Below are 13,460 nucleotides of genomic sequence, written 5' to 3' on the forward strand. Positions count from 1 at the left end.
TATAATTCAGATGCATACCCAACCCAATAAACTCCTTTGGCATAGTGCTTTTGTTGCCATCCTACTGGCATTAGCCCTGGCTATTCAGGCCTCCAGTGACCGGATTAACTATCAATGGAACTGGCATCGAGTCACGCCCTATATTTTAAATACAGAACCCACGCCTATTTTTGCCGAACAAAACGGTAATATTATCGAAAATGCCCAGGGACAACTGTTGTTCGAGTCAGAGAGTGGCGATCAACGACTAGATCTTTCTCAGTTCGAACAGGTTATGGTCTCTGAAGGTGATACTATCTTTGAAGGAGATCAAGTAGCCAGCCAACCGCAATGGCAATTTGGCCCGATTATTCAAGGATTAGGGGTCACCATTGAAATCTCTATCTACTCGTTAGTTTTTGCCATTATTCTTGGCCTCGCCTTTGGTTTGATGCGGGTATCCCACAATATCGTCCTGCGAAATCTGGCGATCACTTACGTGGAGATTATTCGTGGTACTCCACTGCTGGTACAGATCTTTATTATCTACTTCTTTGTCGGTACCGTTTTAGAGTTAGAACGTTTTACCTCTGGTGTTATTGCTCTGGCGGTATTTACTGGGGCTTATGTCGCAGAGATTACCCGAGGAGGGATCCAATCCATTCCTAAAGGCCAGATGGAAGCTGCCCGCTCATTGGGCATGACCTACTTGCAAGCCATGTACTATGTCATTCTGCCCCAGGCCTTTAAACGCGTACTACCACCACTGGCGGGGCAATTTATTAACCTAATTAAAGACTCCTCTCTGGTCTCTGTTATCGCCATTACCGACCTAACAAAAGCAGGACGAGAGGTAGTGAGTGGTAGTTTTGCCCCCTTCGAAGTTTGGTTCACCGTCGCCCTGCTCTACCTGCTGTTAACCGGCAGTCTTTCCTGGGGTGTTCAACGATTAGAAAAGAGGTTAGCGGCCAGTGACTAGAGATTATCAAGGTGATGATATGATTATCGCCAATAACGTCGACAAAATTTATCCCAATGGATGCCATGCACTCAATCAAGTTTCTGCCACGATCAAAAGAGGTGAAGTGGTTGTGGTTGTCGGGCCTTCAGGTTCAGGTAAATCCACTTTCTTACGGACACTTAACCAGCTAGAAACCATCAACAGTGGCAACATCACTATTGATGGCACCGATATGTACGATAAAAAAACGGACATCAACCAGTTAAGGGAAGAGGTAGGTATGGTATTCCAGAGCTTTAACCTTTTCCCCCATAAAGATGTTTTAGCCAACGTTATGTTGGCTCCGATGAAGGTCGCTAAACGCCCCAAAGCTGAAGTGGAACAACTCGCTAAAAAGTTACTGATAAAAGTGGGGTTAAAAGATCGTATGTTTAACTACCCTAATAATCTTTCTGGCGGTCAGCAACAGAGGGTCGCTATTGCTCGTGCGCTAGCGATGGAACCCAATATCATGCTGTTTGATGAACCCACTTCTGCACTAGATCCTGAGATGGTTGGAGAGGTGTTGGATGTGATGAAAAGCCTCGCCGCAGAAGGCATGACCATGGTGGTCGTTACCCATGAGATGGGTTTTGCCAAAGAGGTGGCAGATCGCGTGTTGTTTATGGAAAGCGGACAGCTGCTGGTGGATAGTGATCCAGAGAGCTTCTTTGATAATCCCACCAACCCTCGTTTGCAGCAGTTTTTATCAATGATTATTTGATCAAAACTTCTTTTTCTTCTCCGGTCTCTGGCTGGAGAAGAAATAACTCTTTATATTTGAAGTACTTATACTTTGCGCTATTTGCTATAAAATCACTCCCCCTTCAGTACAATTTTTTCAGATTGATTTGCTGGACAGGCCTTTCTCTGGCAGGTGAAGAAGTACTGACTGACTTCGTTAACTTTATTTACTTCTGCTCTGTCGTTGGCAGCACCGTGGGATTTGGAGATCTGTCACCTTCAGGTGATGCTGGTAAGCTGTTTCTGACATTTTATATGATTCCGGCAACCATCATTCTTTATGCCGCCGGGTTAACCAAAATAGCATGGATTACCTGAGCGGTACGGGGCAAAATTTCCTGGCCCTCATCCCGGCTTTCGATCAATGCCAGATCACCAAAGCTGATCTGAGAAGCCTCTTCTTCTGAGGTAGGAACATGAACTTTGACGATATCGCCAACAATCTCAAGAATTCGGGAATAACGAATCAAAAGCTGGGACACAACTACCTCCAAGTACTGTAATCCGCTTAAAAGGCTGTTCAGGCGATAAAGAATATGCAGTTTAAAACAGCAGTTCTTTATAGAAAAACCTTAAAATCTTTATGTTTATCATGCCTCTGTCGAGAAAAGGTGTAAACATTGGAATGGTAATATTATGTTGCGAATGCGAGATAATACCCGCAGAGTGAGCAAAACGATTTGGGAAATAGTTTTTAATGCAATATCCGGAGTTATTAGACCACTACAGTGGAAGCATTTAAGCATATCGGGTTTCTGACGGTGGAAAGCCGAAAAAGCGTTTATATTCACGACTAAACTGCGAAAAGCTGTTGTATCCCACTCTGTAACTGGCTTCATTGGCCTGCATACCTTGTACTAACAACGCCTGAGCTTTTTGCAGTCTGGTAGATTTAATGTATTGCATTGGTGGGACATGCATCAGCTTTTTAAACGCGCCGAAAAAAGCGGTTTTGCTCATATTGGCGATACTGGCCAGTTCATGAACCTGAATATTCCTGTCCATATTGTCATGGATATAGCTGACAACTCTGGAAATTGGCTGAATCTGTCCATACTGATTTAACAGTGAGCGTAATGCGTAGCCGTGTTTGCTGGTCAGTAAACGGTAATAGATCTCGTCTACGATAGCTTCTCCCAGAATATCCGCCTCCAGCGGTTTTTCAGCCACGGACAGCAGCCGGGTAAACACATCAATCAGCTCATCATCGGCCTGAGCCACAACCACACAGGATGCCGGGTCAGCCTGATCTGCTTTTATATCACCTTTAAAGCGCTCAATCCTGAGTACCATATCTGCCAGTCGCACCAGATTAATACTCAGTGCTGCGGATAAAAATGGCTTATGAGCATCTGCCCGAACAATCTCTGACGTTACCGGCATGGGCAAGAAGTTAATAAAGAAATCCCCGGCCTGATAGCAGAAGGTTTTATCTCCTACATGACAGTGTTTAACGCCCTGGCCTACCAGACAGACCAGAGGCTCATAAAATGCCGGTACTTTTTCATGGACCTCGGATGCCCGGAAAACGCCTGCACACTCAATACCAATAGAGTTAAAACCATCAATCTGCGCCAGCCTGATCAGCCGCTGGTTTAATAAGTGAAGTTTGTCTGGCATTGTTCTGGTTCCGATGCGATGTAAAGTAAACATGCTGATGTTCAGTGTAACATCTTAGAATGCACAAAAAGACTATGGGAGCTTATTTTTGAATGATTATGCATGATTAAAGTGCTTTTATGTATCCATAAAGTCTAATTTTAAGACTATAGTGCATGTCATAATATTTCTGCCAACGTGAGGCACAGACCATGCTTGATTTCGATTACTACAACCCGACTCACATTGTTTTTGGTCAGGACAGACTGAATGAACTGGACAAGCTGATTCCGGAAACAGCCAGAGTCATGGTGATTTTTGGCGGACAGAGTGCCAAAAAATTTGGCACTATAGATCGGGTAAAAGACGTTCTGAAGTCCCGGGAAGTTATTGAATTTGGCGGAATAGAACCAAACCCGCAGTTTGATACCCTGATCAGAGCGACGGAACTGGCAAAAGAAAAAAAGATCGACTTTCTGCTGGCCGTTGGTGGTGGTTCTGTGATGGATGGTACTAAATTTATTGCCTTAGCCACTAAAACTCCCGCAGACGAATACCATAATCTACTATCCCATGGCTTCAGCCCGGTTCCGGCTACAGATGCTTTGCCTCTGGGTTGTATTGCCACTTTGCCTGCTACCGGTTCTGAAATGAATATGGCAGGGGTCATTACCTTCAATGAACAGAAATACCCGTTTATGTCGCCGCTGGTATTTCCGAAGTTCTCATTGCTGGACCCGGAACTGACGCTTACACTGCCGAAAGAGCAGATTGCCAACGGCATAGTTGATGCATTTATTCATGTGCTGGAACAGTATCTGACCGTCCCGGTTAATGCCAAAATTCAGGACAGAATTGCTGAAGGCGTACTGAAAACGTTAATTGAAGATGGTCCGGCCACCTTTGATGATAATGAGGACATTGAAGCCCGTAAGAACTTTATCTGGTCTGCAACAACCGCCTTGTGTGGGTCTATCGGATCAGGCGTTCCTCAGGACTGGTCAACCCATATGATTGGCCACGAGCTGACCGCTATGTATGGCATTGCTCATGGTCGTACTCTGGCCATTGTTTTACCGTCTCTGTTACGTGAGCGTAAAGATAAGAAGCACGCTAAGTTGCTCCAGTTTGCGGAGAGAGTCTGGGATATCTCTGAAGGCACAGAGGAAGAGAAAGTTGCTCTGGCTATCGATAAAACTGAAGCTTTCTTTAATAATCTTGAAGTCAGTACTCGCTTATCAGATTACGGCATTGAAGAGGCGGGTATTGATAATGTCATAGTGAATATGGAGAAAATGGGCCTGACAACATTGTCTGAAAGCGGTGATCTGACACTGGATATCGTTCGCAAGATTCTGGTAGCAGCTTATTAAACTACCGGATATTCGCACCAGCATACGTTGGGTGCAGTAATGCTGAGAGCAAACGGCCCTGGCATAGACACTGGTCTGTTTCGGGGCTGTTTGTTGTGATCAATGACACATTTATTACTACTAACACTAACAGGGAATATTAAGCTTCAGCTATTATTTTCTCAGGCAGCAATAAGCTTATGATGACTCATAACTCTGCACTCATTCGATAATCTCACATTTTACTCCCATATCCTCAGTACAGAAGTAAAAACCAAGATAGTTGATCTCTTTGTCTGGCATTGTCTGATATTTAAGCAGTTCGTATATCAGTTTTGCACTGAAACGTCCCATTTCTCTGGGGCGCTGTCCTATATTAACTGTGGACAGATTTTGCTCCAGTGCTTCCAGTTGAACCTGTTCGGCATCTGCAGAAATAACGATACTGTCACCAGATTTAATTTTCTCTCGAAAAGGCATGATCTGCTCAATATAGTATGGTGAAAACTGAGCAAAACCAGCAACAGCCAGAAAAATCGGAGGTTGATCCTGAGCCATAATAAACTTCAGCTGACTCAATGCATTACTGCGTTTACCAAGAGTGTAAAACGGGCAACGATGGTGCTCTATCCAGCCATTCTCACCAGACAGTTTCTGATTATTGCCTTTCCCGGATAGAGCAAAGCGCACACCTTTGATTCTTTCATTCAGGTTCGGTGTATCTGAACTTCCGGACTGAATACAAATTTCAGTCAATTCACCTTGTTTCAGTCGGTTGGCATACTGGCCCAGTGCAACGCCAAAATCGAAATTATTGGTTCCAACATAGGCCTGCCGATATTTATGATGTTGTGGTAGTAAGTCTGAATCGAAGGTAATAACAGGTATGTTACGCTGGTTCACAGTTTTAAGTACCCGCTCTACCAGAAAATCAGAGTTAGTGGTGGATATAAGAAGACCATCCACATCTTGCTGCAGTAACTTTTCAACAATCAGAGCCTGACTTCTGGGATCCTGGAAATCAGCAGGACCATCGTAAATGCACAACAGATCATCTACGCTGGATGCAAACGTCTTACAACCCTCAAAAGCCTTTTCGTAAAAACTATCGTTCTTAGTTTTTCCTATGACCGCAATTTTAAATTGCGCTTGAGCAGACTGAAACATCAGAAAAAAGCTCATCAGGCCTGCCATAAAAGCCAGGATACATTTCATATCAGCCTCATTGCGATATCGTGGTAAGCACTAACGTTTTTGAGTTTACTTTTCAATAAGATAGCAATATGTACAGGAAATATCACAATTTATCACAAAAGATCTGAGCAATATGTTTTGTCAGGTTTGTCGAATCAAATAAGATCGTAAAGGCAGTTGGTTCGGTTAAGACATTCGTGGGGCAGTGCGTTTGGTTATTTTGCAACTGCTTTTGATCAGTGTATACAAATGGATCAACTTGTAACAACCCTGGGGCCTGTTTAAGGATCTGTTGACACCAGATGTGAGCGCAGTGGCCTGACATCAACCCCTCCCGGATGATACTGATGACAGGTAATGCATTCACTTAGTTGCGTCTGTTCATTATGGCAGGTATCGCACTGTTCTATCGTCATAGGTTCAAAATTAGATTTGAAGTGTGATGTATCTGTCTGCTGGAAAGAATCCTGATACGCCTTACTATTATTACCTATCACATGGCAGGTACGGCAACCTTCACTGGTTTGTGTAGCAAAATGAGGAGCATGCCGAAAAACGGTTAATTGTTGTGGAGTCATGGTACTGACCATCTGCAGCCACTCCAGTTGCAGACTGCCATCTCCTGCTTCTGAGCGCGCATGACATTTTGCACACTGCCCCTGAGCTTTATCATCTGTCAGTTGGAGGAAAGCCTTATGTGAAAGCTGCCCGCTTAGTGTAATTAACTCCTTTAAGACCTGGTCGCTATGCCTGGCTGGGCGGTAAAGCACTGAAAAATCGGTGTAGTACCAGCCCCCTAGCTTATTCCATTGCTCAGTAGTTACTTCAGGGGCTGATGATATAGTGATTGTCTCATTATCGCTCGGAATTTCACTATTATCTTCGGACAAAAGCTCATCTTCATCGTCACCCAGAATCCTGCTGCTATCCTCAGAAAGAAGATCGCCTTCGTCGCCACCCAGAATTCCGCTGTCGTCCTCAGACAGAAGATCGCCTTCGTCGTTACCCAGAATTTCGCTGTCATCCTCAGATAGAAGATTACCTTTGTCGTTACCCAGAATTCCACTATCGTCCTCGGATAGCAGATCCCCCTCGTCATCGCCCAGAATGTTATTACTATCATCAGATACTGTTTCTACAAAATCCTGTAGTACTTCTTCACTAACAGAATCGATATCTTCTGACGGATCATAAGCCGCTGAAAATACAGTACGCCCTTCCCGATAAGCCTGTACTTCATCGGCTAAATTCGGAAACCAGTCATTAACCGCATCTTGCAGTACGGCTACAGGCAAGGAGGCTGCTAAAGCAGATAGCTCCGCCTGAGTCGCTTGACGGCCCAGTTGATTTTCAAGCCGGGTCTTTAACACTGCTTCCGGACCGTTTACTGAAAGATCATATAAAAAAGTTTTGATCGCCCAGGCCAGTTCAGATGTTTTTTGTCGTGTTGTTTCGTCAACCACCTGCAGATCCATCAGATCAATTGAGTCCAGCATATGGAAGGGCTGTTCAAGCAACAAATCCTGCATTAAAGGTGTTATTTTCCCTTCTGCAAATAAAGGCCACTGCCCGATATGGATATTGGATTCTGCCAGTGTTTCTACATCGATACCTGGCAACACAAAGAAAGGAATACCTTTAGGGCCAGTTGCCCGGTCATCACCAGTAATTTGTTTATCGTGGCAGGCCTGACAGGTTTGCTGATATGACTTAACCTCCATTCTGCGGCCTTCAGAATCTGCGTTGTGGCAATCAAGGCACAGTTCCGGAGCACGCTCAGCTTCTTTGTCAAAATGCTGATTAAAATGACTGCTATGGTCAAAAATCAGTGCGGTACGCCTTTTGTAAGGGAATGACTCAAATGGAGGGTGTGCAGCTGGAAAGGTAGTACTGTTATTAACATGGCAGGAGTTACAGGATTCCCGGTTAATTTTTTCCCCCATCTGGTGCTCTTTGTGGCAAGTAGCACAGGCGACATTGTCTTCTGTAAACAAAGGTGGTGAGACTTTTTCTGCAGCCACTTTTTCCTGAGCGCGAGTTGTTTTAAGTACCAGTTCAGCCATTGTGAAACCGTGTGCAGTCTGTGGCGATGAGCCTAATTCATGGCAGTTGGTACACCTCTGATTTTCCATCACCACATTGGCTTCATCAAAAAAAGCGGCCATCCAGTGGGCAAAGCCATGATTCATAGTCTCTGAATGACAAACATCACATTGCTCAATCGTGACATGATGATCAGCGACGGTGCCTGGATTGATAAAACGCCAGGTCCATGCGCCACCGACACCGGATGTAACGACGCCAAGCATCAGCAATATGGCCCACCATATGGAACGCCTTCTTATTGCTCTGGCAGATAGTTCCGGAATACAGGGTGTTTCCTGGCAGGCACATTGTCCATCGGGCAAGGGGCCGTCCTGACATGGGCCTCCTGATAAGGTATCACGGGTACAGTACCAGCGATCTTCTCGCTTAATGGGTTCACAGGCACTGGTGGCACCACACACGCCTTCGCAGGAAGGCCCTCGGGAACAGGGCTTTCCATTTATTCCTCCAGCGCACTTCCATTTTCTGAATGGGCGCTCATAGTCACTGGAGGCAGGATCTCTTTTCTGAACCAGATCATCCATTATAAGGCCCCTTTAGAGAAGGCATACACAATCACCACATGTACCAGAGGCAAAAGCAGCATAATAAAAGCCAGTGGGATATGAACCAACAGCCAGCTTTTCAGCACCTTTTGCAATGCATACTGAAAGTCCAGATTATCTTTTTTCTCAATCAGTCGACGAATCTGTTCCAGATCCTGATAACTGTCTTCATTCAGATACAGCTTGATCAGCTCCAGCTTCTGGTAAGTCCTCCTCATGGGATAACGGATATTAAATACATGGAACCAGAAGTTCTTCGTGCGGGAAAAATAGGGAATCAGATCTGTCTGATAAAAGTTCAGATAAGAGTCAGAAGCCACATTGCTAATCAGTTGGAGGCTGGTTTCATGGAACTCTTTTTCCAGTTCAGCCCTTAAAAACCGTATACGTTCAAACAGTAAACGTTCCGGAGCACGGTTATTACCTGTTCGTAAACGCTTTGGAAAATAACGGGATAGATACAGCCCGGACAAGCCACTCAGGGAAGTCAGAATAAACCCGGACCAGATAAGACTGTCCAGTACACCGGTAGGCAAGTGCCAGTGGGTATGGAACCCGAACACACCAAGACATAACAGCCCCAGATAGATATGCACCTGCATCCAGACCGAGCTTTTGATTAAGGGCAGCATAGACAGTTTTTTGCGTGCACTCAGCAATGTCAGCAAAATAACTGAAGTAAACAGAAACCAGCCACTGACCAGTTGTTCAGACATCAGTGCCTGACTGAGGTAATCTTCTGCCAGGTTGAATAGCACAAGAAAAAATATCACCAGTGACGACAATCCGAGTCTTCGTAGCCACTTTTTACGTCTCAGATCTTCATCCAGAGATGGAATGGTATCCCTCTCACGCATATTTACACGTTTAAGCGCTCCGTGAGGGCAGGCCTGCTCACAGGCTGGACCACTGGGTGATCCTATACACATATCGCACTTGGTTGCCTTATGAACCACCTTGTTGGTTTCAGCCATGCGCATAAACTGGCCATCAGGTGTTCGTGCCTCAACCATGCGGATATTGCCATAAGGGCAGGATGCTGCGCAGGTGCCACAGCCAATACATAAACTGTCTTCGATAATGATATTGCCGGATTGAGCATTGCGATTAATCGCACCGGTTGGACAACCAATTAAGCATACCGGGTCCACACAGTGCATACAGGCGTTGGCTACTGACCAGTTTTCATGGGCCAGACCATGACGAATAAAACGCGGATTGCCATTGTGATTAACAGCACAGGCCCGAACACACTCATCGCAATTCACGCAGCGATCAATATCGATAAACATCGCCGCGGTGCCATTAATAATGCGGTTATCCACCAGAAAGTTCATCTGTGCCTGATGTTCTGCCCACTGCCGGTCCAGACCTGTGCTCTGGCCTTCGGGGCCTGATTGCCGGGCTTTAAGCACGTCTGTTTTTAAAAAAGGGACGATATGTGTCAGTGCCAGTTCAAGGGGGATATACAGAACATCAACATAACCAATTGCTCTGAGGGTATTTCTGGATATCGCCGGTTTACCGGTTCTGTGCTGTTGCAGTAATTCATCCAGACCAAATACTTCGTCGGTTGTTGCGTAATCAATGGTCAGGTGGCCCTCATCAAGCTCTTTACTGATACGGGCAAAGCCCTGGCGCACGATAATCAACCCGGTAATGGGATGACCTTCCCGTACAATCGCCGGTTCCGCTTCAATCAGCTGTTTCCGTTTTGACGGGCTGACCTGATAAGAGCTACCCTGAATTTTGCGAAAGATGCCATTCCACTCAAAACTGCCATAGGTTTCAAAACGGGTTTCATTGGCAATCAGTTGCAGAGTATCGTCATCCAGATGACCAAAATAAGGCGACATCTCCAGATAGTTTAGCAACGAACGTTCTCGGTACAGTTGATCCAGATGTTCCCTGAAATTGCGATTGCGACGACGAATTTCACGTAACCCCTGCCAGCGCATTTCGACCAGTAGAAGATCATCCTGAGCCACAATCGTGGCTGTACGTGGTGTGCGGGCCAGCGCAGATATCTCTCCAAACATCTGCTGTTCACCCAGAGGAACTGTTTTAGCGCCATTTAAGACAGATTCAATATCAGGCAGATAAACCCTGGCGATATCACCGGATTCTCCATCATGCACCTGCCATTGCCTGAGGCTTTCTCTCTGTTCGCCATGGCGAACCTCCGGTTCTTTATCATTCCGCCAGAGCTGCGCTAAAGCTTCGTAAGTGGACTTTCTCTTATGGGGTCGGCGAAAGTTTTCTGCAGGGTCTGTATGTTTATCAATAAAAACATGAACCTGTCCCTGCAGAATAAAGAAGGCTGAGCTACCGTAATCTCCAAGCAGCGTCACCACATCTCCTTTCTGATAACGCTCAATACGCGCATCGTACCGGATAATATCCCGCAGCGATGTGTTTTGTGGAAATGCTCCGGCATCAATCTGTGCAAACTGAGGCAGGGTCAGAACCTGATCAATCTGATCATCGTCTAATGCCTCTTTACCATAAGGATGAAGCCAGCGTTCTGGCTGCCCTGCCTTTAATTCAATCATCACCAGACCTCAGGATTATTTCTGCACAGGTTCTGGTTCGCCCTTGTATTTATCAATGCCCGGAATCATGGCGTCAATTGCCGCAAAAGCAGATCCGTCATGGGATGACGCAAAGCTTTGCGCTGCACTGGCCACTTTTGCGGCAGCGCCTTTTAGTTGTTCTGTGTTGTTCAGTTTTAGTTTGACTGTTTTCAGCACGACCATAATGTTCTGAGTTTCAGGTGTTTGTACGGACTCACTGATTTTTGCCATGCGCTTAGCCGCAATTTTGGCTCGTTTAGCCATTGTAATGGCATATTCCGCTTTTTGAGTGGCTTCTGCGACGGCCAGCAGAGACTCTTCCAGTTCAACCATAGCCCCGACAATAAACATCATACGTTTGCGTTCCGGGCTGGCCATCTGGTTTTCTTTACCATCAGAATGCCAGACATTGTGACGAACTTCCCCCTGAGACCAGGAGACCAGTTCAAACGGACTGCCAGCGGAGTGTCCACCCTGGTTAACCAGTTTTTCATTGGGCGTGATATGGCAGGAGTAGCAGTTCTTCGCCAGTTTATAGAGCATATGTGGACGTATCATCCCGGCCGCTTCAGAGTCCTTCCAGCGTAATACCGCTTCTTGTTCAGTTTCCTGCTCTTTCTTTTTACCGCTGAACTCTGAGTGCCGCTCCAGCCAGTCAGCTGCTGGCGCATGGCAGGATTCACAGGAAATACCGGCGATCACCTGTTTAAATCCAGCTTCTTTTTCCTGAGTAGTAAAGTGGCAATCCAGACAGACACTCTCTGATTTGATACGTTTTATGCCCATTTTTTTAGCAATGTCACGGGCTTCTTTCGAACGCGGCATGGCTGAAAAAGTGGAAAAGTGATGAGTGCCCTGCCAGATTTTATTGGTTGCCTTATGGCACTCAGCACATTCATCCGGTCCTGCAATCTTATGGTGATCCTGAGGTTGTGCTCCATGAGCAGAATTCAGACTAAACCCCATACAGGCTGTAAGACCGATCCATAGTATTTTTTTAAATTCAGACAGCTTCATCTTTTCTCCGCCTTAGCATCAGGTGTTTTTGTTATGTATTACAGATCGAGAACGATGTTATTTTTTGGTTTTGACACACAGAGCAGGCAGCTACCCTGTTCTGGCTCTGATCCTGCCGGAGCGATATAATCTGTCTCCCCCTCTTTAATCGCTACAGCACAGGTACCACAGTTTCCGGCCCGACAACCCGCATCCGGTGTCAGTCCAAAGGCTTCTGCTAATTCCAGTAAAGAACCCTGACTGGCCGACCACTGAGCAGACACTCCGCTTTTTACAAAATTAACGCAGAATTGTTTCTCCTCTACTGCACCATCTTGCCCGGCACTAACATCTTTATCAGTATTAGTGGTAACCATGTCTTTGCTTACTGCTCCCTGTTTATTAACGCTGGAAGGGCCAAAGGCTTCAGACAGAATATCGTTTTCCGGCACTTGCCAGTCGGTAAGCTGTTGAGTCAGAGCGGACATCATTGTCCCTGGCCCACAGATATAAAACTGATAATTATTGGAGGGCAGGCATTGTTTCAACAGCTCCACAGAAATACGTCCGGCTATATCAAAGTCCCGGCCTTTCATTTCGTCAGCCAAGGGTGCGCTATGGCAGATAACAACATGAAGATGTTCATGTTGCCGGGCTTTCTGACGCAGAGGCTCAATATCTATTTGCTCCTGGCTGTTTCTTACCCCGTAAAAAAACCAGGTTTCACGCTGAGGCTCAGAGGTGCAGATTGAATTCAGCATGGATAAAACAGGCGTCACACCAATACCGCCACCAATCAGTACTACAGGGCGTTGATTATCTCGTTGCAGATAAAAATGCCCCGAGGGTGGTTTGATACTGAGGATATCACCTTCAGATAAGTGGTCATGAAAATAGGATGATGCAACACCGGATGGATTGTCACTGCCGCCTTGCAAATGCTTAATTGTCACCCGATAAAATCCTTTTATTTCAGGTGCCTCTGACAGGGAGTAACATCGAACTACCGTTTTGCCGGAGGGTATATCCAGCTTAAAGGTCAGAAACTGTCCCGGATTGAATGAAGGGATATCCTTACGATCATGAGGTTTCAGATAAAAAGATTTAATGTCAGAGGCTTCCTGAACAATGCGTTCAATCTCAAATTTGCGCCAGTCCTGCCAGATATGCTGCTGTCGGTCTATTTCCTGCCTGGCTTTCTGAAAAGTCAGATCTGCTGTTTTTTGCAGACTAGTGGTTCTGGTATGAAGTAATAAGGCTTCGGCTTTATGCTTACGCCAAACAGATATACAAACCAGCCCTCCCTGAATCAGAGCAATCACCAGTGCAGTTATCCCCAAAAATTCAATAAACTGGACCATAGCATCTCCAC

11 protein-coding genes are annotated in these 13,460 nt (G+C 45.7%); 4 read left to right on the forward strand and 7 right to left on the reverse strand.

What is annotated here, in order from left to right; genetic code table 11:
- Positions 1-10 precede the first annotated feature (10 nt).
- The 3 genes from H4O21_RS13265 (at position 11) to H4O21_RS26315 (ending at position 2,041) form a co-directional block, all read left to right on the forward strand.
- Entirely contained in the window at positions 11-958 is a 948-nt protein-coding gene (locus H4O21_RS13265) for an amino acid ABC transporter permease (RefSeq protein ID WP_182809357.1), read from the forward strand.
- A 19-nt stretch (positions 959-977) separates the two neighbouring features.
- Positions 978-1,703: an amino acid ABC transporter ATP-binding protein gene (locus H4O21_RS13270; RefSeq protein ID WP_182809358.1), complete on the forward strand. Its 726-nt coding sequence runs from the start codon at positions 978-980 to the stop codon at positions 1,701-1,703.
- 122 nt (positions 1,704-1,825) lie between these two features.
- Positions 1,826-2,041, forward strand: a complete 216-nt coding sequence (locus H4O21_RS26315; protein WP_182809359.1) for an ion channel — start codon at positions 1,826-1,828, stop codon at positions 2,039-2,041.
- On the opposite strand, the gene H4O21_RS13280 is transcribed toward H4O21_RS26315, so the two are convergent.
- Both H4O21_RS13280 and H4O21_RS13285 read right to left on the reverse strand, forming a co-directional pair.
- Positions 2,002-2,205 (reverse strand): hypothetical protein, encoded by a 204-nt coding sequence (locus tag H4O21_RS13280; protein ID WP_182809385.1) that lies wholly within the window; start codon positions 2,203-2,205, stop codon positions 2,002-2,004. The genes H4O21_RS26315 and H4O21_RS13280 overlap by 40 nt on opposite strands.
- 256 nt (positions 2,206-2,461) lie before the next feature.
- Positions 2,462-3,343: an AraC family transcriptional regulator gene (locus tag H4O21_RS13285; protein WP_182809360.1), complete on the reverse strand. Its 882-nt coding sequence runs from the start codon at positions 3,341-3,343 to the stop codon at positions 2,462-2,464.
- Between the two features lie 191 nt (positions 3,344-3,534).
- On the opposite strand from H4O21_RS13285, the gene H4O21_RS13290 reads away from it, so the two are divergent.
- On the forward strand, positions 3,535-4,695 hold the full coding sequence (locus tag H4O21_RS13290; protein ID WP_182809361.1) for an iron-containing alcohol dehydrogenase: 1,161 nt from the start codon (positions 3,535-3,537) through the stop codon (positions 4,693-4,695).
- A 201-nt stretch (positions 4,696-4,896) separates the two neighbouring features.
- Here the strand turns inward: H4O21_RS13290 and H4O21_RS13295 are convergent, their stop codons facing one another.
- The 5 genes from H4O21_RS13295 to H4O21_RS13315 form a co-directional block, all read right to left on the reverse strand.
- On the reverse strand, positions 4,897-5,889 hold the full coding sequence (locus tag H4O21_RS13295; protein ID WP_182809362.1) for a substrate-binding domain-containing protein: 993 nt from the start codon (positions 5,887-5,889) through the stop codon (positions 4,897-4,899).
- Positions 5,890-6,149: 260 nt separating this feature from the next.
- Positions 6,150-8,498, reverse strand: a complete 2,349-nt coding sequence (locus H4O21_RS13300; RefSeq protein WP_182809363.1) for a hypothetical protein — start codon at positions 8,496-8,498, stop codon at positions 6,150-6,152.
- On the reverse strand, positions 8,498-11,071 hold the full coding sequence (locus tag H4O21_RS13305) for a 4Fe-4S dicluster domain-containing protein (RefSeq protein WP_182809364.1): 2,574 nt from the start codon (positions 11,069-11,071) through the stop codon (positions 8,498-8,500). The genes H4O21_RS13300 and H4O21_RS13305 overlap by 1 nt, the downstream gene beginning before the upstream one ends.
- A gap of 15 nt (positions 11,072-11,086) precedes the next feature.
- Positions 11,087-12,109, reverse strand: coding sequence for a cytochrome c family protein (locus H4O21_RS13310; RefSeq protein ID WP_220495656.1), 1,023 nt, complete (start codon positions 12,107-12,109; stop codon positions 11,087-11,089).
- A 38-nt stretch (positions 12,110-12,147) separates the two neighbouring features.
- The gene (locus H4O21_RS13315) at positions 12,148-13,449 is read right to left on the reverse strand and encodes an FAD-binding oxidoreductase (protein ID WP_182809365.1); all 1,302 of its coding nucleotides are present in this window, start codon (positions 13,447-13,449) and stop codon (positions 12,148-12,150) included.
- Positions 13,450-13,460 lie beyond the last annotated feature (11 nt).

The organism is Oceanospirillum sediminis (assembly GCF_014164585.1).
Lineage (GTDB): Bacteria > Pseudomonadota > Gammaproteobacteria > Pseudomonadales > Halomonadaceae > Oceanospirillum > Oceanospirillum sediminis.

Bases quoted from the DNA above. Each gene is read 5' to 3' on its own strand.
- H4O21_RS13265 (WP_182809357.1), top strand. From the start codon at position 11: ATGCATACCCAACCCAATAAACTCCTTTGGCATAGTGCTTTTGTTGCC.
- H4O21_RS13270 (WP_182809358.1), top strand. From the start codon at position 978: ATGATTATCGCCAATAACGTCGACAAAATTTATCCCAATGGATGCCAT.
- H4O21_RS13285 (WP_182809360.1), bottom strand. From the start codon at position 3,343: ATGCCAGACAAACTTCACTTATTAAACCAGCGGCTGATCAGGCTGGCG.
- H4O21_RS13290 (WP_182809361.1), top strand. From the start codon at position 3,535: ATGCTTGATTTCGATTACTACAACCCGACTCACATTGTTTTTGGTCAG.
- H4O21_RS13295 (WP_182809362.1), bottom strand. From the start codon at position 5,889: ATGAAATGTATCCTGGCTTTTATGGCAGGCCTGATGAGCTTTTTTCTG.
- H4O21_RS13300 (WP_182809363.1), bottom strand. From the start codon at position 8,498: ATGGATGATCTGGTTCAGAAAAGAGATCCTGCCTCCAGTGACTATGAG.
- H4O21_RS13305 (WP_182809364.1), bottom strand. From the start codon at position 11,071: ATGATTGAATTAAAGGCAGGGCAGCCAGAACGCTGGCTTCATCCTTAT.
- H4O21_RS13310 (WP_220495656.1), bottom strand. From the start codon at position 12,109: ATGAAGCTGTCTGAATTTAAAAAAATACTATGGATCGGTCTTACAGCC.
- H4O21_RS13315 (WP_182809365.1), bottom strand. From the start codon at position 13,449: ATGGTCCAGTTTATTGAATTTTTGGGGATAACTGCACTGGTGATTGCT.